At 49.2% G+C, this 24,301-nt stretch carries 18 protein-coding genes; 7 read left to right on the top strand and 11 right to left on the bottom strand.

The genetic code is table 11. The features are described 5' to 3' along the window. Positions 1-5 precede the first annotated feature (5 nt). Positions 6-3,692, top strand: coding sequence for a serine/threonine-protein kinase (locus tag PRUB_RS14070; protein WP_242065250.1), 3,687 nt, complete (start codon positions 6-8; stop codon positions 3,690-3,692). 46 nt (positions 3,693-3,738) lie between these two features. Here the strand turns inward: PRUB_RS14070 and PRUB_RS14065 are convergent, their stop codons facing one another. Beyond that, positions 3,739-5,067, bottom strand: coding sequence for an anti-phage deoxyguanosine triphosphatase (locus tag PRUB_RS14065; protein ID WP_010381536.1), 1,329 nt, complete (start codon positions 5,065-5,067; stop codon positions 3,739-3,741). Between the two features lie 306 nt (positions 5,068-5,373). On the opposite strand from PRUB_RS14065, the gene PRUB_RS14060 reads away from it, so the two are divergent. Together PRUB_RS14060 and PRUB_RS14055 are read left to right on the top strand one after the other, a co-directional pair. Further along, a complete protein-coding gene (locus tag PRUB_RS14060) occupies positions 5,374-6,195 on the top strand; it encodes a glucosaminidase domain-containing protein (protein WP_010381533.1) in 822 nt (273 codons plus the stop codon). Continuing rightward, on the top strand, positions 6,185-6,841 hold the full coding sequence (locus PRUB_RS14055) for a DUF2987 domain-containing protein (protein WP_010381532.1): 657 nt from the start codon (positions 6,185-6,187) through the stop codon (positions 6,839-6,841). Before PRUB_RS14060 ends, PRUB_RS14055 begins: the two co-directional genes overlap by 11 nt. A gap of 90 nt (positions 6,842-6,931) precedes the next feature. On the opposite strand, the gene htpX is transcribed toward PRUB_RS14055, so the two are convergent. Continuing rightward, a complete protein-coding gene (gene htpX / locus PRUB_RS14050; RefSeq protein ID WP_010381530.1) occupies positions 6,932-7,792 on the bottom strand; it encodes a protease HtpX in 861 nt (286 codons plus the stop codon). Positions 7,793-8,120: 328 nt separating this feature from the next. Between htpX and PRUB_RS14045 the strand changes: the two genes are divergently transcribed. Next, complete coding sequence (locus tag PRUB_RS14045) at positions 8,121-10,016, top strand: DUF294 nucleotidyltransferase-like domain-containing protein (RefSeq protein WP_010381528.1); 1,896 nt, start codon at positions 8,121-8,123, stop codon at positions 10,014-10,016. Continuing rightward, complete coding sequence (locus PRUB_RS14040) at positions 10,016-10,723, top strand: 3'-5' exonuclease (protein ID WP_010381527.1); 708 nt, start codon at positions 10,016-10,018, stop codon at positions 10,721-10,723. Before PRUB_RS14045 ends, PRUB_RS14040 begins: the two co-directional genes overlap by 1 nt. Before the next feature lie 98 nt (positions 10,724-10,821). Here the strand turns inward: PRUB_RS14040 and PRUB_RS14035 are convergent, their stop codons facing one another. The 9 genes from PRUB_RS14035 to PRUB_RS13995 form a co-directional block, all read right to left on the bottom strand. Next, complete coding sequence (locus PRUB_RS14035) at positions 10,822-12,399, bottom strand: BCCT family transporter (protein ID WP_010381525.1); 1,578 nt, start codon at positions 12,397-12,399, stop codon at positions 10,822-10,824. A gap of 401 nt (positions 12,400-12,800) precedes the next feature. Next, positions 12,801-13,463 carry a CoA transferase subunit B gene (locus PRUB_RS14030; protein ID WP_010381523.1) on the bottom strand — a complete coding sequence of 221 codons (663 nt, stop codon included), beginning with the start codon at positions 13,461-13,463 and terminating at the stop codon, positions 12,801-12,803. Positions 13,464-13,473: 10 nt separating this feature from the next. After that, on the bottom strand, positions 13,474-14,172 hold the full coding sequence (locus tag PRUB_RS14025) for a CoA transferase subunit A (RefSeq protein ID WP_010381521.1): 699 nt from the start codon (positions 14,170-14,172) through the stop codon (positions 13,474-13,476). A 34-nt stretch (positions 14,173-14,206) separates the two neighbouring features. Continuing rightward, positions 14,207-15,115: a hydroxymethylglutaryl-CoA lyase gene (locus PRUB_RS14020; protein ID WP_010381519.1), complete on the bottom strand. Its 909-nt coding sequence runs from the start codon at positions 15,113-15,115 to the stop codon at positions 14,207-14,209. Position 15,116: 1 nt separating this feature from the next. Then, positions 15,117-17,060, bottom strand: a complete 1,944-nt coding sequence (locus tag PRUB_RS14015) for an acetyl/propionyl/methylcrotonyl-CoA carboxylase subunit alpha (protein ID WP_010381517.1) — start codon at positions 17,058-17,060, stop codon at positions 15,117-15,119. Between the two features lie 10 nt (positions 17,061-17,070). Beyond that, complete coding sequence (locus PRUB_RS14010; RefSeq protein WP_010381515.1) at positions 17,071-17,853, bottom strand: enoyl-CoA hydratase/isomerase family protein; 783 nt, start codon at positions 17,851-17,853, stop codon at positions 17,071-17,073. Positions 17,854-17,862: 9 nt separating this feature from the next. After that, complete coding sequence (locus PRUB_RS14005) at positions 17,863-19,470, bottom strand: carboxyl transferase domain-containing protein (protein ID WP_010381513.1); 1,608 nt, start codon at positions 19,468-19,470, stop codon at positions 17,863-17,865. Positions 19,471-19,479: 9 nt separating this feature from the next. Further along, positions 19,480-20,655, bottom strand: coding sequence for an isovaleryl-CoA dehydrogenase (locus PRUB_RS14000; protein ID WP_010381512.1), 1,176 nt, complete (start codon positions 20,653-20,655; stop codon positions 19,480-19,482). 78 nt (positions 20,656-20,733) lie between these two features. Next, positions 20,734-21,126, bottom strand: a complete 393-nt coding sequence (locus PRUB_RS13995) for a MerR family transcriptional regulator (protein WP_010381509.1) — start codon at positions 21,124-21,126, stop codon at positions 20,734-20,736. Between the two features lie 395 nt (positions 21,127-21,521). Between PRUB_RS13995 and PRUB_RS13990 the strand changes: the two genes are divergently transcribed. Beyond that, positions 21,522-22,700, top strand: a complete 1,179-nt coding sequence (locus PRUB_RS13990; protein ID WP_010381507.1) for an acetyl-CoA C-acyltransferase — start codon at positions 21,522-21,524, stop codon at positions 22,698-22,700. 68 nt (positions 22,701-22,768) lie between these two features. Continuing rightward, positions 22,769-24,259 (top strand): CoA-acylating methylmalonate-semialdehyde dehydrogenase, encoded by a 1,491-nt coding sequence (locus PRUB_RS13985; RefSeq protein WP_010381506.1) that lies wholly within the window; start codon positions 22,769-22,771, stop codon positions 24,257-24,259. The last annotated feature ends 42 nt before the right edge of the window (positions 24,260-24,301 follow it).

Genomic DNA, 24,301 nt, shown 5'->3' with positions numbered 1-24,301 from the left:
TGCCAGTGTTTTCCAATCAAACAGTAAACTACCCATCCCGTATTGGTGATTATGTTATTCGAGGCATATTAGGCCGAGGCGGGATGGGGGTGGTATATGAAGCCTGGGATGAGGCCAACAATCGATTCGTTGCCTTGAAAACCATTCAGGGCACCGAGCCTGTGTCGCTTTATCGGTTCAAGCTGGAGTACCGACAAGTCGCGCAGATAGCACATCCAAACTTAGTGGGGCTGTTTGGTCTCACCTTTATAGAAGGGGCGTGTTATATCGTTATGGAGCTGATCAGAGGCTCCTTGCTTAGTCATTTTGTTGCGCAAAGCCATAGCGATACAATGCTGGACACCATAGTGGCTACGCGTACTCTGTGTGCGACTGACTCACCAATATTGAGTGCACCCGCGAGACAGTATTATATTGCGCCACTGAGACTCGATGTGCTGAGTCTGGCACATCAACTTGCTAAAGCCATATGCGCTTTGCATGGTGGCGGTGTACTGCACTTAGACATTAAGCCAAACAACATAATTCTGAGCTCGGGTGGTGAGCTGAAGCTGCTCGATTTTGGTGTTTCCCAGTTGAAAACATCTCACCGGGGTCATACGACGCTGACACAGTTAGGGACGCCAAAGTATATGGCACCCGAGTGTATTTCAGAGCAAGTACAGACAGCGGCAAGTGACTGGTATAGCTTTGCGGTGGTGATACTTGAACTGGTGACAGGGCGTAGCGCCAAAGATCTGGCCATCTTCCCAGATGGGAAGGGGATGTTTGAGAAGCAGGTTTCTACGATCCTGCATCAACACCTGCATGAGGCGTTGATTGCTATTCTGGCCAGAGCTTTATCCCCTGATCCGCACGACAGACCGACTGGAAAAGAGGTGCTCGCGGCGTTTGATGCCAATGACTCCCTTTTGGCAATGACTGATGTATCCGATGAGGCTCGAGTTTTTGTGGGCCGTGAAAAAGAGCTGGCGATTCTGAATGAGGCATTTTGTGCACACACAGCAAGACAGTATCTGCTGATGTGTATCGAGGGATCTCCAGGTATCGGAAAAACCAGTTTGGTAGAGCAGTTTTTGAGCTCACTAGACAATGTTGTAGTGTTACGAGGGCGCTGTCACGAGCGCGAAACAGTACCATTTAAAGCACTGGATATGCTGATCGATGATTTTGCGCAATACCTGAGTGCAATCCCTCCGCAGATACGGTGTAGATATATTGTCGATGGTTTTCAGTATTTGGCGATTTTATTTCCCGTGCTGCGAGGGTTTGTTTCGCATGAAAAGTGTGATCCAAATATGGATGCGATGCATCGTCGTGCGCTGGCCATGAAGGCATTGGCAAACAGCTTATCCTTACTGGTGAACAAGCAACAAGTCATTTTGTTTCTGGATGATATTCAATGGGGTGATGAAGATAGTGCACAACTGCTTGTCAGTTTTTTAGAGTATCTGCCAGAAAAGCGCCCATTTGTTATTTTGAGTAAGCGCACAGAAGTGTCACAGGACAACCGGTTTGCCGCAGTGCTCGACGAGTTTCAGCAAGCACCAGGTTGTCCCATTAGAGTGCAGCAGATCAAGGTTAACCCTTTGACACAGGGTGAAAGCACTGAAATGCTGGAGGCTTTGCTTGAGGACAGCCAGGCCGCTCAGTCAAACAGTGCCCTCGATATTGTACGGATAAGTAAGGGGGTGCCTTTTTTAATGGAGCAGCTGCTCCAGTTTGGTTTGCAATCGGATATCAAAGAAATAGATGGGCATGAGATCATACAGTTACGATTAAAGGAATTGTCTCCAGAGTCCAAAGAGATCCTCAGTTTAGTGGCCATAGCGGGTCAATCTGTCAAGGTTGATATGATCCTCTCTATTGTGGGTGATATTCATATTGATGATTTTGCCTTCACCTGCCTGCGAGCTCAGCGGCTGTTGGTTGTGCATGCGGGAGGCCTGGTGCAGTGTTTTCACGACCAAATCCGAGAATCAATATTATCGATAGAGAGTGATGCGCTTTTGCAGAGCCGAGCAGGCAAATTGGCTGAGGCTTTGGCTGAAGATAGTAAAACGGATAACGCGTTTTTAGGGCAACTGTTTTACCAATCTGGCCAAACACAACGCGCCATTGATCATATGATACATGCGGCTGACGAAGCGGAGCTGGCACTGGCCTTTAGTCGGGAGGCTGACATTTGTTATCAGGTGATTACCTGGTTGCCAGATAGCAGACAAGCAGAAAAGGATAAGTTTACTGAGCGAAGAGCGATTGCTTTGTCCAGAGGTGGTTACGGGGTTCAGGCTGCTGAGCTTTTTGCTGAATTGGCAAGAGCAGACGGTCTTTGCGACTCAGAGCAGGCCAGATTAAATGGCATGGCGGCCAGTCAATTCATGTATGGTGGGCACATAGAAAAGGGCGAAGATCTCTTCAAACCCTTATTAAGACAATGGCGATTACCTTATCCTGGTTCGACAAAAACGGCAATGTTGTGCATTATCTGGAGTATCGTGGTAATTGAAGTGAAGCGCAGGTGGCTTAAAAAGGATAAATTAAGCGCAGATATCTCGGACCCAAAAATAGAGCTGGTCTTTTCTGTGGCGAATTCTTTAAGTAACTGGGATCCTATCAGAGGATTGTATTTTTCACTACTGAGCTTGCGTTTGGCCATTAATAAAAAGGATTTAAGACGGACGGTTCAGGGGCTGAATATATACGCATTTGCGCTGTCTTATGGCGGAACCGCGAAACATAAGAAGATTAGCTCGCGGATCTTTGCGCAGGCGAGTCAGTTGGGAGAGCGTCTCACAGAACCTGAGTATGAAACACATCGAACCCTATTGGAGGGAGTGTCTCTGTCGATCCAGAGTGAATACCAGGCAAGTATCGAAATGATAATGCATGCTGAGGAGCAGTTCTCTACCAAGATATTTGACGCGCAAAACAACGCTGTGATAGCGCGCACAACGGCGGCACATATTTTTTGGCTTATGGGTCGTGTGCATAAGATCGGTGAACTGGTACCACAATGGATCCAGGATGCAAAATCTCGGGGAGACCACTTCTCTTTGGTTGAACTGACTATGTTTATGGGTGTATTTCACGCCGCTAATGGCGAGCTAGATCAAGGTAGAGACGCCATTACTGAGGCGATAGCGTCATGGCCACTTGCTGAGTTTACTTTTCAGCATTGGGTTGCATCGAAAGCGTTAATTCAAATTGGTCTGATGGCCGGGGATATCGAGGGTACCTGGATTAAATTGCGTGAAGATGTTCTGCGGGCGAAACGAGCTGGCTTGTTTGGCTCGCTTTCTGTAAGGACGGACTACCTGTTTTTGCATGGCAGGGTGGCGCTTGCCTGCGCACAACACGACCCGTCACAGGCGTCTAAAATGCTTAAAGTTGCAGAACAGGACGCAAAGAGTCTTCTGAAAGAGATAGCTCACTCAGCGAGAGGATATGGTTATTGTTTACGCGCCGGGATTGCGCGGATAAAGGGGGCTGAAGAGGTGCCTCTTGAGGCGCTGGCAAGTGCAGAAAATTATTTTGCAAAAGCGCAAATGGAGTTACATCAGTTAATGATGCAGCGATGTAAGGTACTGGCACTCAATGATAGTGAACAGGCCAGGGAAATAAATGAATGTATTTGTGGTTTAGGGGTCAAGGATCCAGCGCTATACCAGCGGATTTTCTATCCAGAGTAAGTACCTGAATGTTGCAATCAGCTGGTTATTTATTTTGCAATGCGGCTCACATAGATGGGCCGCTTTTTATTGGAGATTGCATCCCGGTGTTACCGAACAAACGCTGATAGCAACGCCTTGCGTATTCATCTGTCATACCAGAAAGATAATCGGCCAGTACACGCATTTGCGCTCTTTCATCGGAGGCTTGAGTAAAATGCGCCTGAGTTGTATAGGGGAGTAATCGCAACGGATCGCTTTGGAATGCTCCAAATAAATCAATCAGCATGTTTTGGCCGCTGAATTCGATTTGTTGCATTTTGGGGTCGCGGATGAGCCGCGAAAAAACAAAGTGTTTTAACACACCCAGAATGGCTTCAAATTCGTCCGAGAGCTTCACTGTATGACGCAGCAAAGGATCGCTGAATTCAGTATCCTGAATAGTCAGTTCGCAGTTAACGATAAACAGATTTACCAGCTCCCCAATCACATCTTTGCGCAACGATTCATCATGTGAGAACAGCCGTTCACTGATGCTATCGAGATGCTTATCTAGCCACGGGGAATTGATTTTTTGCAATTCGGGCAGGGCGTATCGTTGCCATTCTCGCTCACTCAGGGTCTCGGTGGCAATCGCATCTTCCAGATCATGAACCGCATAGGCGAAATCATCGGCGTACTCCATGATGGCGCTATCGAGCGACTTGAAGCGGGTCTTGGCTTTAAATTCATTGACTGGAACATGGCTTTGCAACAAGTTGCGATCGTTTTCAGCGAACGGTAAGAGGATCCAATCCAGTACGTCTTTGTCACACTGATAAATGCCTTTGGCTGGCAGCCATTGTTGGGTATAGATAAAGCGCTGACTGGGATCGGGCTGTGGCATGCTAAGACATAGCTCATCTATCACAGCCGGGTATTTTATAAACCCGAGTAAAGTGCGGCGGGTCAGGTTCATACCATACCCCTTGGAGTAGGGCTCCAGTTTTGTCACGATCCGCAGGGTTTGTGCATTGCCTTCAAACCCGCCATGGTCGCGCAATAGATAGTTCAGCGCGATTTCTCCGCCGTGACCAAAAGGTGGGTGGCCAATATCGTGTGCAAGGCAGATGGTTTCCATCAGGCTGGAAGAAGGAAACCAGGTAAAGTCGGGGTGCTGATTGCTGAGATGGCGAAGTAACCCAGTGCCTATCTGAGAAACTTCCAGTGAGTGAGTCAGGCGGGTCCGGTAAAAGTCATTGACGCCGATACTCATAATCTGTGTTTTTGACTGTAAGCGCCTGAATGCTGCCGCGTGAATGATCCGGGAGCGATCAATCTGCCAGGCTGAGCGGTTGTCATTAGGGCGGTATTTTTTCTGGTCCAGCTGTCTTTGTTGCCAGGGTGACTGACTCATAGGTGTCCTTTATTCAAAACGCTACTGTGTCCAGTATATCCACGGAATATGCCGGTATAAAAGAAAAAGTAATCAAAGCACTAGGTGTATTTTCTGTCTGCCAGGTAGTGGCGGCTACGATAAAATGCAGAAATTCGCGTTTAGTGGTAAATTTTGGTATCATTGTCCGCTAATTTGAAAATGAAAGAGCAAAGTACAGCAGGGACATTCTGTTAGGGATTTTCAGAAAACCTGCGTAGTCATGCCTATATCACTGTGTTTTTTCGACACTTTGAGTTGGTAGTTGGTACTAGTGTGAGGAGAATCATGCGTTTACTAGTGAAGTTTATTATTGTCGCGATTTCAATATTCGCGATTTTGTATCCATTTATTGTCAAACCCCCAGCCCCCCCACAGCCAGAGCCCGAGCCGGAAGTCATTGTGACTGAGCCGCAGGTTAAGGAAGTGGAACAGCCATTACACTCGGTGAAGTTACCAGAGTTTGGTAAAATCCGTGATATCGCCACCAAGAAGAAGCAGTTCTTCGATTTCATTAAGCCGCATGTTGAAGCGGAGAATGAACTGATCTTGCAACAACGTGCAAGCATAGAAATTGCGTTGATGATGCTGCAGTTTGAAGAACCGCTCAGTGACATTCAGCAGCAAAGGATTGAGCAGGTGTTTGAACTCTACAGAATAGATGATGACGCCATTTCCATTGAGAACCTTAAACGGGCGTTAAGGCGAGTGGACATCATTCCTAAAGAGCTGGCGTTGATGCAAGCAGCCAATGAGTCTGCCTGGGGCACGTCACGATTCGCACGTATCGGCCTTAATTTTTTTGGCCAGTGGTGTTATCGAAAAGGGTGCGGCATGATCCCAAAACGTCGCAGCGACGAAGCCGTGCATGAAGTGGCTGCGTTTCAGTCAGTTCGGGCATCGGTCAAATCTTATTTCAGAAATATCAATACGCACGATGCGTATAAGGAACTGAGGGCCACTCGTGCTCAGCTACGCGAACAAAAAAAGCCGATAGAAGCAACGGCATTGACCGCAGGACTCTTGTCATATTCAGAGCGGGGCGTGCATTATATTGAAGAACTTAACGATATGATAAGACACAACAAGGCTTATTTTGATGAAGAGTAATTTACTGGCACTGCTGCTGGGACTGGCAGGTGTTGCCACTGGCGTACAAGCACAAGAAGAGTTTGTGGTTTCGTATGATGGGTTTTATGACCGCCTCAAGGTGATTGAAAAGGGGGAGTTTGAGTTTGCCCGGGTAAATTTTTATCTGGTAGACATTGCGACTTTGGCCCCGTGCGGGATTAAGTCAGGAAAAATTGTCACAGAAACCAGCGTACAGCCGCTCAACTATACGCAAGATGCACAATTGTTGCTGCCGTATAGTGAAAAACTCGATAAAGATAAAGCGGTCATCGTTGTAGAACCATTAGATCCACAACACGACTGTCAAATTAAATTTCAGATTGAGTCCGCGTACTTCACAAATACTCATCTGACCAAGCAGCGCTTATATCAGCTGCATCATGAGTTTGATGAGCTTCTGTCTGACTTGTCGGGTTTTTTTGTCAGCAAGCTAATGGGCTTTTTGTTACCTGAGCAACAGGGCGTGAAGGTAACATTTGCCAGTGAGCCAAACTTGTCGGCACCCGGCGTGACCTGTGAAAAGCAGGTTTGTCAGTTCAAGGTAACCGATGATTGGGAGAATGATACTGCGCGCTTTAACACGCTAGGTGAAGTCGTGACGGTGACTCCCTGGATTGAAAAGTAGCTTGTCGGTTATCTGAACCCTTAGTCGAAATGGCACTTATACAAAAAAGGCTTCGCATTGCGAAGCCTTTTTCTTTTTCAGCCATGTGGTTTAACGCAGTGCCTGAATACGTTGCTCCAGTGGCGGGTGAGAAGCAAACATCTCCGATAAACTCTTACCTGAGGCGATACCAAAGGCCATCATAGACCCTTCCAGTTGTGACTCATGGTTGTTGCGTAAACGTTCCAGCGCAGCACGCATCTTGTGTGCGCCGACCAGTTCTGCTGCCCCTTTGTCAGCAGCAAACTCGCGCTGACGGCTGAAGTAGGCAACGATCACCGATGCCAAAATACCGAACAGGATCTGGAAAATCATATCAAAAATGATGTAAGTCCAGCTTACCCCGTTGTTTTCCTCGTCGCCATTGAGAAAGCCATCCACTAAGTTCGCTAGCACTTTAGCGATGAAAATCACAAAGGTATTCACGACACCCTGGATCAGGGTTAATGTGACCATGTCACCGTTAGCAACGTGGCATACTTCATGTGCCAACACCGCTTCAGCTTCATCCTGAGTCATGTTGTGAAGTAATCCAGTACTGACCGCTACCAGACTGTTGTTTTTACTGGGGCCCGTAGCGAAGGCATTGATTTCAGGGCTGTCGTAAATGGCAACTTCAGGCATTGCAATGCCCGCTTGTTTTGCCTGGTTAGCAACCGTTTGTAGCAGCCAGTGCTCACTTTCATTGCGCGGTTGCTCAATGACGTAGGCACCCGTTGATTTCTTGGCGATCCATTTCGACATAAACAGTGAAATGAAGGCTCCACCAAAACCGAATACACCGGCAATCAGTAACATACCGCCATAACTGCGGCTAGACAGACCTAGCACAGACATGACGATGGACAGGACAATCCCCAGCACCAGCATGACTGCCAGGTTGGTGATTAAAAATAGCACGATTCGTTTCATCTTAACCTCAAGCTTATACTCAACTCATTGTGTGCAGCCCACTTAAACCGCAAAAAATTTTGACAGCCGGGCTGTTTATACTTGCTTACGTTTACCTACAGCGCCCTGCGGGATCCGTTTCCTGCGACAAGACGGTTTATCATAGATTTAGTTGCAGTATGTTCAGCTTCCAAAGCACCTTGTTTATATGATGGCATATCGTCAGTATTACAAGTCACACCCTAAAAAATTCGTATGACAGAATATGTGTGCTGCGGTTTGTACTTTCCTTGCGTTCAATCAGGCAATTACCCACAATAGTGATTATCAGCGTCACAAAAAAGTCATTATGCAAATAGAGCACTTTGAGATCATGCAGTTTTTGTCTGCACATCCGCCATTTAACGAGTTACCCGACAGCGCAGTGCAGCAACTTGCCAGCGAGGTCGAGGTAGGGTATTACCGCGCAGGCAGCGAAATACTGCATTACGGGGAGTCCATCTCAAACCTGTATGTGGTGCGGGCCGGATCGGTTGAGGTATATCGCCGCAATGGTGAGTTGTACAACCGCATCTCGGAAGGCGGCCTGTTTGGTCAGCGAGGCCTGTTAACAAACCGCAAAGTCCGTTTTCCGGTCATGGCGTTGGAAGACACGCTGGTTTATTGCATTCCTGTGGGGCTATTTGAGGCATTTTGTGATGAGCACGAGGCGTTTGCCGACTTTTTTGAAGCGGACGACAGCGGCGGCCTGATCCAGGCTGTTTCTGATCAGGCCGACAACAATGACCTGACCACTGCTAAAGTAAAAACACTCCTGCTCAGAGAGTTAGTCTCGGTTGAGTTAACACGCTCAATTCGAGATGCGGCGAAGCTGATGACCGAGGAGCAAGTCTCGGCGTTGCTGATCTATGACCCCAGTAAGCCTGTCAGCGACGACCCGGAAGATGATGACGGACAAATAGTCGGGATCCTGAGCGACAAAGATTTACGTATTAAGGTGGTGGCGGAGGACTTAGACACCAACCAGCCCGTCGCAACCATTATGACTCGTGAGCTTACCATAGTTGACTCCAATGCCTATGTGTTTGAAGCCATGATGATGATGCTCAGAGACAACCTGCATCATTTACCTGTGGTCCATAAACGCCGTCCCATTGGCGTGATAGCACTATCGGATATATTGCGTTATGAATCACAGAGCAGCCTGTTGTTTGTTAAAGGAATTATGGAGCAGCAAAGTGTTGAGGATCTGGCTCATTATGCACAGTCGCTGGCCAGTGTCTTTGTGCGTCTGGTCAATGAAGATGCCAATTCACACATGGTTGGTACGGCCATGTCCGTGATTGGCCGTGCTATAAAGCAACGGTTACTGGAACTGGCAGAGGACGAGCTGGGTGCGCCGCCTGTACCGTATTGTTTTATCGCGCTGGGGTCGATGGCGCGTGATGAGCAGTTGATTGTTACGGACCAGGACAATGCGCTGATCCTCGATGATACCTTTGAGTCGGATAAGCATGACAGCTACTTCTCAGCGCTTGCCAAGTTTGTTTGTGATGGCCTTGCGCAATGTGGTTACAAGCTGTGTGATGGGGGCATTATGGCCACCAACCCGCAGTGGCGGCTACGGGCCTGTGAGTGGCAGGCACAGTTTGAAGACTGGATGGATAACCCTAAACCCGAAGCCTTGTTACACAGCTCGATTTTTTTTGATCTCGATGGGGTCTATGGACACACTCAATTAGCCAGTCGACTCAGTGAGCTGGTGGCCAAAAAAGCGAAAATCGCTCCGCGTTTTCTTGCGGCGATGGCAAACAATGCGCTGCGCAGAACACCGCCGCTCGGTTTTTTCAAGGATTTTGTGCTGGAACAAGATGGTGAACACAAGCACTCTTTGAACATCAAACGCCGCGGTACCGCACCTTTATCTGATCTGGTGCGTGTCCATGCTCTGGCCATTGGTTCGCGTAAGCAAAACTCGTTCGAACGACTGGAAGACATTAAAGAAGCGCAGCTATTGCCACCCGGCAAGGTGGAAGATTTAGAGGCGGCGCTGGAATATATTGCCACAATCCGCATTCGTCACCAGGCCAGAAAAATAGAGCAGGGTAAACACCCCGACAACAACATTTTGCCAAAACGGTTATCTGAGTTTGAACAGCGCAATCTTAAAGAAGCCTTTGCTGTGCTGGATAAAGCCCAAAGCTATCTCAAAATTCGCTATCAGAATAAGGCGATACTCAAGTAATGGCGATACAAGGCGATATTTTATCCTGGCCAAATCGATTTGCGCATTTGGCGCGGCAAAGTAATGATGAGCGGTTGCGTGCGTTTTATAATGCGGGTGTGCAGTTACCCGACACACCTGTGTCTGAAGCGCGTTTCGTTGCGCTCGATTTTGAGACGACCGGGTTAAATCATGAAACCGATGACATCGTCAGCGTCGGCCTGGTGCCTTTTGATGCACGCAGGGCCTATTGTCGTGATGCCAAACATTGGATCTTGAAGCCTGCAACGCCACTGCATGAAGAGTCTGTGGTAGTGCATCAAATTACGCATTCTCAGGTTCGCGAAGCGCCAGATCTGGATACTATTCTTGCAGAATTACTGGCGAGTCTGGCAGGGAGAGTGATTGTGGTGCATTATCGCCACATTGAGCGCCCGTTTTTCAATCAGGCTTTAATGCAGCGTCTGGGCGAAGGCATCGAGTTTCCCCTGATCGATACTATGGCACTGGAGCATCGCATTGAGACCAACCGATTAACCTGGTGGCAGCAAATTAAGCGCCAGCCTATCCCCTCAATCCGCCTGGCTGACAGCCGTAAACGTTATGGGTTACCTTACTATATAGCACATCATGCGCTCAGTGATGCACTGGCAACCGCTGAGCTATTGCAGGCGCAATTGCAGCATCACTATACATCACAGACAGAGCTCAAAGCCCTGTGGATGTAAAGTGATGCTGGCACTTCGTCAACGTGCCTTATGGAGAAACAAAAATGGCATGTAACTGAACATGCCATTTTGAATCGCTATTCAGGTTTGATATTGAATCAGGATTGAGTTTGCTCCGTGCGAAGGCCCAGGATCAGGCTCAGACACATCAACAATAACACCAGAGTGAAAGGTAAGCCGGTCGAGATTGCACCGGCCTGCAGGGCTTCTATAGCCTCTGTACCGCCGATCCACAACAGTGCAGCAGCAATAGCGCCTTCGACTGTTGCCCAGAACACGCGTTGCGGTATTGGGGCGTCAATCTTACCGCCAGCTGTAATACTGTCTATTACCAGAGAGCCGGAATCTGAAGAGGTGATAAAGAACACCAGTACCAGTACGATGGCGACAAATGACAACACATCGCCCAGCGGCAGTTGTTCAAACATTTCAAACATTGCCAGTGGCACCTGGGTCAGGCCATTTTCACCCAGTGAGCCAACACCTGACATCACCTGGTCAATAGCGATGCCTCCATAGACTGACATCCATAGCGTTGTCACCAATGTTGGAATTAGCAATACGGCGATGATGAATTCACGAATAGTGCGGCCTTCCGAAACGCGGGCAATGAACATACCTACAAATGGAGACCAGGAGATCCACCAGGCCCAGTAAAATACCGTCCAGCCCTGATACCAGGCTTCATCATCACGCCCATGCGGATTACTCAGTGGAATGATGTTTTCAGCGTAGGCCATCACTGTGGTCGGGATGTTACCCAGTGCCACGGCAAACCCGGCGAGCATAACGAATAACAGCAAGGCAAAGGCAAGTAGCATATTGGTGTTACTAAGTACTTTAACACCCCCTTCAATGCCTCTTACAACGGATACAATAGCCAGCAAAGTAACACCAGCAATGACTGTGATTTGTAGCCCAAGACCCGCCTCGATCCCGAATACATGCTGGATCCCCGCACTGGCCTGCTGTGCGCCCAAACCGAGCGAAGTAGCGAGGCCAAATAAAGTTGCCAGAACCGCCAGAATGTCTATCACATGACCCGGCCAGCCCCAGGCTCTGTCACCTAGCAGCGGATAGAAGATAGAGCGAATAGACAGCGGGAGTCCTTTGTTATAGGCAAAGAAGGCCAGCGAGAGCGCCACAACGGCATAGATAGCCCAGGGGTGTAAGCCCCAATGGTACATAGTCGCGCCCATAGCAAGCTCTGCAGCTTCAGGTGTGTTAGCGGCGACATTCAAAGGAGTTTTGTACCAGCCCGTATAATAAGCCACGGGCTCGGCAACACCCCAGAACATTAATCCTATCCCCATACCGGCGGCAAACAGCATAGCCAGCCAGGAGAGAGTAGTGTATTGCGGTTTGGCGGCATCGCCACCGAGACGAATTTTACCGTAGGGAGACAACACCAGCGCCAGGCAAAACAACACAAAGAAGTTGCCAGACCACATAAAGACGACATCAAACGCGCCGATGATTTTCCACTTCAGCCCATCCAGTGTTGCCTTTGCTGATTCGGCATCGCTCACTAGGATTGCAATAAGAAAAAATAAGATCAGGCCGGCACTGACGCCAAAAACCGGGTTATGAACATCAAACCCCCATTTTTGGACGTTGTCCTGGCCCACTGTGTAGTCAGTATTATCAATACTGTACTTGTCATGATTGTCTGCCATTGTTACCTCATGGTTGAGAAGTGAAATGGCAAGGCAGGAATACCCGGCTTTGATGCAAACTGCATGCGATGGGCTTATGTTAGTTACAGCGGTAATGGGGGCCTGCGGCTTGCCATTACAATCGTCTTTTTAGTATCAAAAAAGTCGTTTCGATGTAATTAAGATAAACCAACCAAAACGAGGTTCTCTGGCCACCTTGCCTTGAAAGATCTTCGTCTATTAGTGTAAGCGTTAGAATATAAAAGTAAACGAATGGGCGCTTAACTGAATAAATTCACACCAATGCGAGTGAAAAAGATAAAAAAAATCCCTCTTGCGAGGGATTTTGGGTAACTCAGCGCCTTTGGCACTGGGAATGAGGTCGGTACATATTTGGTGTTTTCGTGTCAGACCGCGTGTGTTTAGCTGGCAAACTGCATTTCAGGAATGTCGCCATTCACAATAAGCTTACCCGCTGTTTTGCTGATAATTTCGTCTACACTAACACCCGGTGCGCGCTCTAGCAAATGGAACGCACCGTCTTTCACTTCAAGTACGGCTAAATCTGTGACGATTTTTTTCACACAGTTAACGCCCGTAAGCGGCAGAGTACAAGACTCCAGTAACTTTGAATCGCCGTGCTTGCTGGCATGAGTCATGGTGACAACGATATTTTGTGCACCTGCAACTAAGTCCATTGCCCCACCCATGCCTTTGATTAATTTCTTCGGGATCATCCACGAGGCAATATTGCCGTTCTGATCCACTTCAAATGCACCCAGTACCGTCAAGTCTACATGACCACCGCGGATCATGGCAAAGCTTTCGGCGCTATTAAAAATAGCCGCACCTGTGGCTGCTGTCACGGTTTCTTTACCCGCATTGATCATATCCGCGTCAACCTGGTCCTCTGTTGGGTAAGGACCCATACCCAAAAGACCGTTTTCTGATTGCAGCATCACTTCGATACCCTGAGGTACATAGTTAGCAACCAGGGTAGGGATACCAATGCCCAGGTTCACGTAGTAACCGTCCTGAAGCTCCTGCGCCACGCGCATTGCAATTTGTTCACGAGTTAAAGCCATGGTGATCTCCTTACTTACGGGTTGTGACACGTTCGATGCGTTTTTCAAAGCTACCCTGAATCACGCGATTAACATAGATCCCCGGTGTGTGGATCTCACTCGGCGCCAGCTCGCCCGGCTCTACGATTTCTTCTACCTCGGCAACGGTAATTTTACCTGCTGTTGCTGCCATAGGGTTAAAGTTCATCGCGGTGTGGCGGAATACTAGGTTACCGTAGCGATCAGCTTTCCACGCTTTAACGATAGCAAACTCACCGGTAATGGATTCTTCCAGGATGTAAGGACGACCATCAAACTCTTTCACTTCTTTGCCTTCGGCAATCGGTGTACCGTAACCCGTTGCGGTGTAAAAACCTGGGATACCTGCACCACCAGCGCGCATCTTCTCTGCCAGCGTGCCCTGAGGCGTCAGCTCAACATCGATAATGCCGTCTAATAGCTGTTGCTCAAACAGGGCGTTTTCGCCCACATAAGAAGCGATGATTTTTTTGATCTGACGGTCGTGTAGCAAAATGCCCAGACCAAAGTCATCTACACCGCAGTTATTAGACACGACGGTCAGTTCTTTGGTTTGTTTGCGTTTAATTTCAGCAATCAAGCCCTCAGGAATACCACATAATCCAAAGCCACCGGCAATAATGGTATCGCCATCTTTGAGGCCCTCCATTGCTGCTTCATAGCTTGAAACTACTTTATCGAAACCGGCCATTAGCCCACTCCTAGTTGTTCGTTGTTCTCGGTTGTTATGACTGACAGCTGTTTTTCAGCGCCAGTGACACCTTGCTTACGGGTGCTTTATCAAGCGCCTCACAAATCTGCCAGCCTGCTTTTGCCAGTCTTTCTAAATCAATTCCACTATCAATGCCAAGCCCTTGCAGCAAGTAAACAACATCCTCAGTGGCAACATTTCCTGACGCGCCCTTAGCATAGGGACAACCACCCAAGCCGGCGACGGCCGAATCTATGGTGGCAATGCCCATTTCCAGTGCCGTATGGATGTTTGTTAATGCCTGGCCATAAGTATCATGAAAGTGCACGGCAAGACGCTCAGCCGGGATGTGTGACAGCAATAGGGTGAGCAGTTGCCTGACCTGATTGGCTGTTCCTACGCCTATGGTATCGCCCAAGCTTATCTCATAGCAGCCCAATGCCAATAATTGTTTACACACCTCGAGCACCTGTTCTGGTTCGACCTCTCCCTGATATGGGCAGCCAACCACACAGCTCACGTAGCCTCTGACTTTGATGTCGTTTTTTTGTGCAAGTTCAACGACCGGGCGAAAGCGTTCGATGCTCTCTTCAATCGAGCAGTTGATGTTTTTCTGGGTAAAGGCCTCACTGGCCGCAGTGAATATCGCGAATTCGTCGACCTGATTAGTCAGTGCCAGTTCGGCACCTTTCAGGTTGGGGGTGAGAGCACTGATCTGCACGCCTTCCCGGCGCACAAATCCCTGGATCACGTCACTGGAGTCTGCCATTTGTGGTACCCATTTGGGTGACACAAATGCACCGGCCTCGATGTGTTTCAGACCAGCTTCTGCCAGTGCATTGACCAGCGTAATTTTAGCTTCGGTCGATACACTGGACTCGTTTTGCAGACCATCACGTGCACCGACCTCGACAATTTTAACCTGAGCAGGGTAGTTCGCCATCTCAGGCCTCCTCAACAATAGCGAGCATCGCGCCGTGGCTGACCAGTTCACCCTCATCAAAGCAGTAACCTGTCAGCGTGCCATCAAACGGCGCATTCAGGGTGTATTCCATTTTCATTGCCTCGATGACAACCACTGGGTCGCCTTTGCTCACCTGAGCGCCAACGCTTTGCAGGTGTTTCACGACCGTGCCGTTAAGTGGCGCAGCAAGTGGTGCTTCCTGATGCTCATGTTCGCTGACGTAGTGTTTAGACTTAAGCGCCACGTCAAACTGATAGGGGCCGAACATAACCGTGATCTGCTCTTCGGTGATCACCACATCCGCCAGCAAACGTTTACCATCCAGATTCGCTACCAGGCTGTGCCCATCCAGACGCACATCCATAGTATGGTCGAGGTCCTGGTAAAAGACCTGCCACTGATTGCCATTGGCTTCAGCGATGACCAGGTGGTCTGCAAATGGCAATACCTGACGGCGCGGTTGATTGAGCTTAAAGCCCGATAGTTGCCAGGGCGAGGTCACTTTTTCTGCCTGCTGGTGCGCCAGGTAAGCTGCACTGGCCAGACAAACCAATAAATCATTGGGTGCCTGTGACGCCGTCAGCGTATCGGTTTGAGTGTCAATAAAGTGGGTATCCGGTGCAGTAGTACTGAAGGCTGGATGGCCTGCCAGGTGGTGTAAGAAGGCAATATTGCTCTTCAGACCGGCCAGATGTACTTCAGCCAGTGCGCTGCGCAGTTTTAACAACGCAGTGCGACGGTCCCGGCCGTGGACAATTAATTTGGCGATCATCGGGTCATAAAACGGGCTGATCTCGTCTCCCTGTTGTACGCCAGTGTCAATGCGCACACCATCTTTCGCTTCAGGGAAACCCAGGTGCGACAAGACACCCGAGCAGGGCATAAAGTTCTCCTGAGGGTCTTCAGCATAGATACGCGCTTCGAAGCTGTGGCCACTGAGACGAATTTCATCCTGAGTGAGTGGCAGTACTTCGTTGTTGGCGACACGAATTTGCCACTCAACCAAATCCTGACCTGTCACCATCTCGGTCACCGGATGTTCTACTTGCAGGCGCGTGTTCATCTCCATAAAGAAGAACTCGTCACCACATAACAAAAATTCGACAGTACCTGCGCCACGGTAGTTGATTGCCTGAGCACAGCGTACCGCGGCTTCACCCATTTCACGACGCAGCTCTGCGCTGAGATCCGGCGCTGGGGCTTCTTCGATGACTTTTTGGTGACGACGTTGCAATGAGCAGTCTCGGTCGCCCAGATACACGCAGTTGCCATGGCTGTCTGCGAAAACCTGGACTTCAACATGGCGCGGCTTATCTACAAAGCGCTCTAACAGCACCAGATCGTTACCAAAACTGGCTGCGGCTTCACGTTTTGCGCCCTCAAGAGAACTGATAAACTCGCCTGCCTCGCGCACCACGCGCATGCCTTTACCGCCACCACCGTAAGCGGCTTTAATCAGCACCGGGTAGCCCACTTTCTCGGCTTCCTGAGCCAGGAAATCAGTATCTTGCTGCTTGCCATAATAACCTGGCACCAGAGGCACATTGGCCTCGGCCATAATTTCTTTGGCGCGGGTTTTTGACCCCATGGCTTCAATTGACGTGGCTAAGGGCCCAATAAAGGCAATATTGGCCTGTTCACAGGCGTTGGCAAAGGCTTCGTTTTCAGATAAGAATCCGTAACCCGGATGGATACAGTCCGCACCGGCGCGCTTGGCAACGTCCAGAATGCGTTCGGCTACCAGGTAAGAGTCTTTACTTGGTGCCGGGCCAATGTGATAGGCCTCGTCAGCCTGCTGGACGTGCATTGCGTTGGCATCTGCATCAGAGTATACCGCAACGGTACTCAGGCCGAGACGTTTGGCGCTGCGCATGACACGGCAGGCAATTTCGCCTCGGTTTGCAATCAGTATTTTCTTTAACATTGTGTACTCCTTACTTGCTGGCCGCGTTTTGCCAGCCGGGGGCACGTTTTTCGAAAAAGGCACTCAGACCTTCCTGTCCTTCTTCGCTCACGCGGATTTCTGCGATCCGCTTTGCGGTATGCGCTATTAGCGTGTCGTCGATGGTGTGACCTGCTACTTCATCTATTAGTGCCTTAGCGCTTTTCACTGCCACAGGACCATTGTTCAACAGGGTTTCAATGAAGTGAGATTCTGCACTCGCTAAATCTTCGGCCACTTCGTGTATGAGACCCATGCTCAGCGCTTTGTCTGCAGTAAAGATTTCTGCACTGAGAAAATAACGGCGCGCCTGACGCTCACCAATGGCTCGGATCACATAAGGGCTAATAACAGCCGGGATAAGACCAAGCTTTACTTCGCTCAGGCAGAATTTAGCATCTGGCGTCGCAACGGCGATGTCACAACATGCGATTAAACCCAACGCTCCACCGAATGCGGCGCCCTGAACCAGGCAAATCGTGGGATGTGGGCTGTTTGCCAGCACTTTCATCAGTTTGGCCAGTTCCATGGAGTCTGCAACATTTTCGTCGTAGTTATTGCCTGCCATAGACTTCATCCAGGCCAGATCAGCGCCAGCTGAGAAGTGTTTTCCGTTGGTTCTCAGGATCAGTGCGCGAATATCCAGCTCGTTGGCGTACTCAATGCTTTTGATTAACTCTGCAATGACTTCGGCATTAAAGGCATTGTGTTTTTCCGGGCGGCTGAGTTCCAGCACGGCCACCTTACTTTTGGTGATATTTAAGGTTACTGTCATAGGGCCTCCTTACATCCGGAAAATGCCGAATTTTGAATCCTGCTCAGGTGCGTTGGCGGCCGCTTCAAGTGCCAGACCAAGCACGGTGCGTGTATCTGCAGGATCTATGATGCCGTCATCCCACAAGCGCGCGCTGGCGTAGTAGGGATGACCTTGTTTTTCGTATTGCTCTACGATGGGTTTTTTGAACTCGGCAACTTCTTCGTCGCTCATTGACTGACCTTTGCGTGCCAACCCATCCTGACGGACTTGAGTCAGTACGCCCGCTGCCTGTTCACCACCCATGACTGAGATGCGCGCGTTTGGCCACATCCACATCATAGTGGGTTCATAAGCGCGGCCACACATGCCGTAGTTACCCGCGCCATACGAGCCACCGATCAGAACGGTAAACTTTGGTACATCCGCACAAGACACAGCGGTCACCATCTTAGCACCGTGTTTGGCGATGCCTTCGGCTTCATACTTCTGACCGACCATAAAGCCGGTGATGTTTTGCAAGAATAACAGCGGGATATTGCGCTGCGCACAAAGCTGAATAAAGTGCGCGCCTTTTTGTGCAGACTCAGAGAACAAAATGCCGTTGTTGGCGACGATACCAACCGGGTGACCATAAATCTCGGCAAAGCCGGTGACCAGGGTTTCACCAAAGTACCGTTTAAATTCATCAAATTGTGAGTCATCAACAATTCGGGCAATCACTTCACGTACGTCAAACGGCTTCTTTAAGTCGGTGCCAACGATGCCGTAGATCTCACCAATATCGTATCTTGGTGCTTTAAAATCTTTTAACACGGGACGGACAGGGCGTTGGTGATTGAGACGAGACACACATTGCCGCGCAATAGATAAGGCATGTTCGTCATTTTCTGCGTAATGGTCAGCAACACCAGAGACTTTACAGTGCACATCGGCACCACCCAAATCTTCTGCGCTCACTTCTTCACCGGTCGCTGCCTTCACCAGCGGGGGACCTGCAAGGAAAATCGTCCCTTGCTCTTTGACTATGATACTCTCATCGGCCATGGCGGGCACGTATGCACCACCGGCGGTACACAAGCCCATGACAACGGCGATCTGCGGAATGCCTTTCGCTGACATACGCGCCTGGTTATAAAAAATACGGCCAAAATGCAGCTTGTCCGGGAACACTTCATCCTGCTCTGGCAGGTTTGCACCGCCCGAGTCTACTAAATAGATACAGGGCAGGTGACAACGTTCCGCAATTTCTTGTGCGCGAAGGTGCTTTTTTACTGTGAGTGGAAAATAGGTGCCGCCTTTGACTGTCGCATCGTTTGCGACAATCATGCACTCAATGCCTTTCACCCGGCCAATGCCTGCAACCACGCCAGCACAAGGGATGTCTTGTTCATACACACCGTAGGCTGCGAATTGAGAGATTTCTAAAAAGGGAGAGCCTTCATCAAGCAAGTGCTCGATTCTGTCGCGCACAAAGAGTTTGCCGCGACTCTGATGACGGGCGATTAGGGCTTCGCCGCCACCCATTGATAATGTTGCGACCTTATCATTGAGATCGGCAACCAGAGACGCCATGGCGTCCTGGTTTGCCTTAAACTGCGGGTCATGACTATTAACATTCGAGTTTAGTACTGTCATGCTGCCTCCTTAGCGGCTTTCGGTGAACAGCTCACGACCGATCAGCATACGGCGGATCTCAGAAGTACCGGCACCAATTTCATATAGTTTGGCATCACGCAGTAAACGTCCGGTCGGATATTCGTTGATGTAGCCGTTACCGCCAAGTAACTGGATCGCATCAAGTGCCATTTTGGTTGCCAGCTCTGCGGCATAGAGGATAACGCCAGCTGCATCTTTACGGGTTGTTTCGCCGCGGTCACAGGCTTTGGCAACGGTGTATACATATGAGCGAGCTGCATTCATTTGTGTGTACATGTCAGCGATTTTGCCCTGTACAAGCTGGAACTCACCGATAGACTGGTTGAATTGCTTACGCTCATGAATATAAGGGACAACCACATCCATACACGCCTGCATGATCCCCAAAGGGCCACCTGCCAATACGACACGCTCATAGTCCAGACCACTCATAAGGACTTTAACGCCTTCATTATAGTTACCGAGTATGTTCTCTTCTGGCACTTCACAGTCTTCAAAAACCAGTTCACAGGTGTTAGAACCACGCATGCCCAGTTTGTCGAGTTTTTGTGCGGTAGAGAACCCAGGGAAGTCACGTTCAACGATAAACGCGGTGATACCACGCGGGCCCGCATCTAAGTCTGTTTTTGCGTAGATGACAAATACATCGGCGTCCGGACCATTGGTGATCCACATTTTATTACCGTTCAGGATGAACTTATCGCCTTTTTTCTCGGCTTTGAGTTTCATGGATACCACATCTGAGCCTGAGTTGGGCTCACTCATTGCCAGTGCACCTATGTGCTCACCTGAGATAAGTTTAGGCAGGTACTTTTCTTTTTGTGCCTGATTACCATTGCGGTTGATTTGGTTTACGCACAAGTTTGAATGGGCGCCATAGCTCAATCCGATTGAGGCACTGGCACGGCTGATCTCTTCCATCGCGATAACGTGTTCCAGATAGCCCATGTTTGCACCACCAAATTCTTCCGGTACTGTGATGCCCAACAGGCCCATGTCACCAAACTTTGGCCACATTTCATTGGGGAATGCATTTTCTTCGTCGGTTTTTTCTGCCAGTGGGGCAATTTCACTGCTGGCAAAGCTGTTCACGTGGTCACGGATCATGTCCGCCGTTTCGCCCAGGCCAAAGTTAAGTTCTTTATAAAGTGATACTGTGCTCATCTGTAGTTATCCTGTGTGAGAGTTATTCTTGATTAAGCACTCGCCGCGACTCGCATTAAGTGCTACATTGCTCAATCACTATTCGTCTAAATTCTTTAAAGTATCCAGGCAGCGGCGTTCCGCTGTCACCAGCTCCATCAGGACAACTTTAATGTCGTCCATCTGCTGACTCAGATCGGCCTTTTTTTCTTCGATCAGTTGCAGCATAGTATGAAGCTGTTTGGCGCTTGATTTGTCAGCGTCGTAGAGCTCAAATAAGCGACCGGTTTCTGCCAGAGTAAAGCCTAAACGTTTGCCCCGCAGGATCAGTTTGAGGCGGACTTTGTCACGCTTTGAATAGATGCGGGTCTGGCCGTGACGATCAGGTGAAAGTAATCCCTGATCTTCATAAAACCGAATACTTCGGGTGGTAATATCAAACTCCTTGGCGAGTTCGCTGATTGAATATGTTGGTTCTTGGTTGTCTTGCATCGTTTACGCACTTACATCAAAACTGATTTATCCAATATAAGTGAAGTTTACGTAAAGGTAAAGTATGGTGTTTGTTTCATCCGATAGTCGAATATCGAAGCTGCTCATACTGGTCTACTTTAGGTATTCGTTTAGCTTGCAGAAGACCCGCTGAGGCACTCCAGATGGTACGTCACAATGCAGTATAGTCGCTTGGTTCAGGACTGACTGGCGAGGAGGACGACACATCGATCCCACACCAGTGGCAACCTCGATGTGCAACTTAACTTTACACTTTCAGAGATCGCAATTTGCTTGATTTTAGATTTACGTTGGCGTAAACGTAAATATTAGGTATGCTCGACGTAAGAGATTACTAAAAGCAAGCAACTTGCTTGTAAACAGGAGTTTTTTTAATGAGTAACGAAGCTGTTGTCATTGTCGCCGCAAAACGTACCCCTATGGGTGGATTTATGGGCAGCCTTTCAGGTGCCAGCGCTACTGATTTAGGTGCAACCGCAATTAAAGCGGTCATGGCTGAGACTGGTTTGTCAGATGCCAGCATTGATGAAGTCATTATGGGCTGTGTATTGCCGGCTGGATTAGGCCAGGCACCTGCACGTCAGGCTATGTTACATGCGGGTCTGGCCCGCTCAACAGGCGCAACCACAATTAATAAAGTATGTGGTTCAGGTCTTAAAGCAGCCATGTTCGCGCACGACTTAATTAAAGCAGGCAGCATCAACAACGCCATCGCAGGTGGTATGGAGAGCATGACTAATGCTCCTTACTTTATCCCTAAAGCGCGTGGTGGTATGCGTATGGGTCATGGTGAAATCAAAGATCACATGATGGCGGATGGCCTCGAAGATGCCTACGACAATAAAGCAATGGGTTGCTTCGCACAAGATACGGCTGATGAGTACGGCATTACGCGTGACAATATGGATGAGTTTGCGCTGAGCTCTCTGAGCAAAGCCAATGCAGCCATCGAAAACGGCAGCTTCGACAATGAAGTTGCTGCTCATGTGATTTCGACTCGCAAAGGTGATGTTGAAGTGGCGATTGATGAGCAGCCAGGTAACGCACGTCCGGACAAGATCCCGTCACTGCGCCCGGCGTTCAAAAAAGACGGCACTATTACCGCAGCAAACTCTTCTTCTATTTCAGACGGTGCGGCAGCACTCGTACTGATGAGTGAATCAGAAGCTAAGCGTCACGGTTTAACACCGCTGTGTAAAATTGCAGGTCACACTACTCACTCTCAGGCACCTGCCGAGTTCACAGTCGCACCAGTAGGTGCAATGAATAAACTGCTTGAACAAACTGGCTGGTCTAAAGATGACGTGGATCTGTGGGAAATCAACGAAGCATTTGCCATGGTGACTATGCTGGCAATCAGCGAGTTAGGCCTTGATCAAAGTAAAGTAAACGTGAACGGTGGTGCTTGTGCATTGGGTCACCCAATCGGCGCCAGCGGTGCACGTATCCTGGTAACACTCATTCATGCGTTACGCAATCGTGGGTTATCAAAAGGGATTGCCTCACTGTGTATCGGTGGTGGTGAAGCGGTGGCATTAGCCGTCGAAGTTTAAGTTAAATATAGCGCCGCAACGACAATAATTAAGCGGCGCTTTTTCGTTTTATTTGGGGAGGAGTGCACATGCACCAGGTACCATTATACATCAACGGTGAATTTACCCAGTCTCAGTCTGACAAGTGGTTAGATGTCGTCAATCCGGCGAATCAGGAAGTTTTGGCGCAGGTGCCATGTGCGACGCACGACGAAGTACAGGCTGCTATCACGTCAGCACAAGAGGCATTCAAGACCTGGCGTAATGTGCCAGTAACGGAGCGTGCGCGCATTATGATGCGTTATGCTGCATTGCTCAAAGAGCACCAGGAAGAAATTGCGACCATTATCTGCCATGAACTTGGTAAGACCTTTGAAGATGCCAAGGGTGATGTATGGCGTGGTATTGAAGTCGTTGAGCAGGCAGCAAATGCACCGGCGCTGATGATGGGCGAAACGGTTGAGAACGTCGCCCGTAACATCGACACTTATTCTTATATTCAACCGTTGGGTGTATGTGCGGGTATTACACCGTTCAACTTCCCGGCGATGATCCCATTATGGATGTTCCCAATGGCGATTGTGTGTGGTAACACATTCGTATTAAAACCTTCTGAGCAAGACCCTCTGACGCCAATGCGTCTGGTAGAGCTGTTCGAAGAAGCAGGCGCACCAAAAGGGGTTCTGCAAGTTGTACACGGTGCAAAAGAGCAGGTTGACCAAATCCTGACAGCGCCTGAAGTACGCGCAATTTCTTTTGTTGGCTCATGCGGTGTAGGGTCTTATATCTACAGTAAAGGCACCGAGAACCTGAAACGTGTTCAGGCCTGTGTAGGCGCGAAAAACCATATGGTGATCATGCCAGACGCCAGTCGCGAGCAAACCATCAATAACCTGGTGGGTGCATCTGTGGGTGCAGCGGGTCAGCGTTGCATGGGTATCTCCGTAGCGGTCTTCGTTGGTAAATCCAAAGAGTGGATCGATGACTTAAAAGCAGGCCTTGAAAAAGTACGTCCGGGTGTGTGGAACGACCCTGAAGCGGCTTACGGCCCGCAAACCTCGGCTCAGGCCAAGGCACGTATTTTGTCACTGATCGAAAGTGGTAAACAACAAGGCGCAACGTGTTTGCTGGATGGCTCAGACTTTACCGTTGAAGGCTACGAAAAAGGCAACTGGGTTGGCCCAACGCTGTTTACAGACGTGACGCCGGAGATGGATATCTACAAGCAAGAGATTTTTGGTCCGGTACTAAACTGCGTCTGTGTAGATACCCTGGAAGAAGCCATTACGCTGGTGAATAACAGCCCATATGGTAACGGCACTTCTTTGTTCACTGCGAGTGGTGCAGCGGCACGTAAGTTCCAGCATGAAATTGAAGTCGGTCAGGTGGGCATTAATATTCCAATTCCTGTGCCATTGCCGTTCTTCTCATTCACCGGCTGGAAAAACTCTTTCTATGGTGATCAGCATACCTATGGTAAGCAAGGTGTACGTTTCTACACCGAAACCAAGACCATCACATCGCGTTGGTTTGCTGATGAGGCCGTAACCGGCCCTAACATGAGCATTAACCTGCGATAACACCAATCAGTTACCCTTTCTGGCCCGGCTTTTGCCCGGGCC

The sequence above is a fragment of the Pseudoalteromonas rubra genome, from assembly GCF_000238295.3.
GTDB lineage: Bacteria > Pseudomonadota > Gammaproteobacteria > Enterobacterales > Alteromonadaceae > Pseudoalteromonas > Pseudoalteromonas rubra.
Note: the sequence above shows the minus strand (reverse complement) of the source record. Positions and strands in the feature narration are given on the sequence as shown.

Coding starts and splice junctions, on each gene's coding strand:
- htpX (WP_010381530.1), bottom strand. CDS start 7,792: ATGAAACGAATCGTGCTATTTTTAATCACCAACCTGGCAGTCATGCTG.
- PRUB_RS14005 (WP_010381513.1), bottom strand. CDS start 19,470: ATGACAGTACTAAACTCGAATGTTAATAGTCATGACCCGCAGTTTAAG.
- PRUB_RS14035 (WP_010381525.1), bottom strand. CDS start 12,399: ATGGCAGACAATCATGACAAGTACAGTATTGATAATACTGACTACACA.
- PRUB_RS14060 (WP_010381533.1), top strand. CDS start 5,374: ATGCGTTTACTAGTGAAGTTTATTATTGTCGCGATTTCAATATTCGCG.
- PRUB_RS13995 (WP_010381509.1), bottom strand. CDS start 21,126: ATGCAAGACAACCAAGAACCAACATATTCAATCAGCGAACTCGCCAAG.
- PRUB_RS14065 (WP_010381536.1), bottom strand. CDS start 5,067: ATGAGTCAGTCACCCTGGCAACAAAGACAGCTGGACCAGAAAAAATAC.
- PRUB_RS14000 (WP_010381512.1), bottom strand. CDS start 20,655: ATGAGCACAGTATCACTTTATAAAGAACTTAACTTTGGCCTGGGCGAA.
- PRUB_RS14055 (WP_010381532.1), top strand. CDS start 6,185: ATGAAGAGTAATTTACTGGCACTGCTGCTGGGACTGGCAGGTGTTGCC.
- PRUB_RS14030 (WP_010381523.1), bottom strand. CDS start 13,463: ATGGCTTTAACTCGTGAACAAATTGCAATGCGCGTGGCGCAGGAGCTT.
- PRUB_RS14010 (WP_010381515.1), bottom strand. CDS start 17,853: ATGACAGTAACCTTAAATATCACCAAAAGTAAGGTGGCCGTGCTGGAA.
- PRUB_RS14040 (WP_010381527.1), top strand. CDS start 10,016: ATGGCGATACAAGGCGATATTTTATCCTGGCCAAATCGATTTGCGCAT.
- PRUB_RS14025 (WP_010381521.1), bottom strand. CDS start 14,172: ATGGCCGGTTTCGATAAAGTAGTTTCAAGCTATGAAGCAGCAATGGAG.
- PRUB_RS14015 (WP_010381517.1), bottom strand. CDS start 17,060: ATGTTAAAGAAAATACTGATTGCAAACCGAGGCGAAATTGCCTGCCGT.
- PRUB_RS14045 (WP_010381528.1), top strand. CDS start 8,121: ATGCAAATAGAGCACTTTGAGATCATGCAGTTTTTGTCTGCACATCCG.
- PRUB_RS13985 (WP_010381506.1), top strand. CDS start 22,769: ATGCACCAGGTACCATTATACATCAACGGTGAATTTACCCAGTCTCAG.
- PRUB_RS14020 (WP_010381519.1), bottom strand. CDS start 15,115: ATGGCGAACTACCCTGCTCAGGTTAAAATTGTCGAGGTCGGTGCACGT.
- PRUB_RS13990 (WP_010381507.1), top strand. CDS start 21,522: ATGAGTAACGAAGCTGTTGTCATTGTCGCCGCAAAACGTACCCCTATG.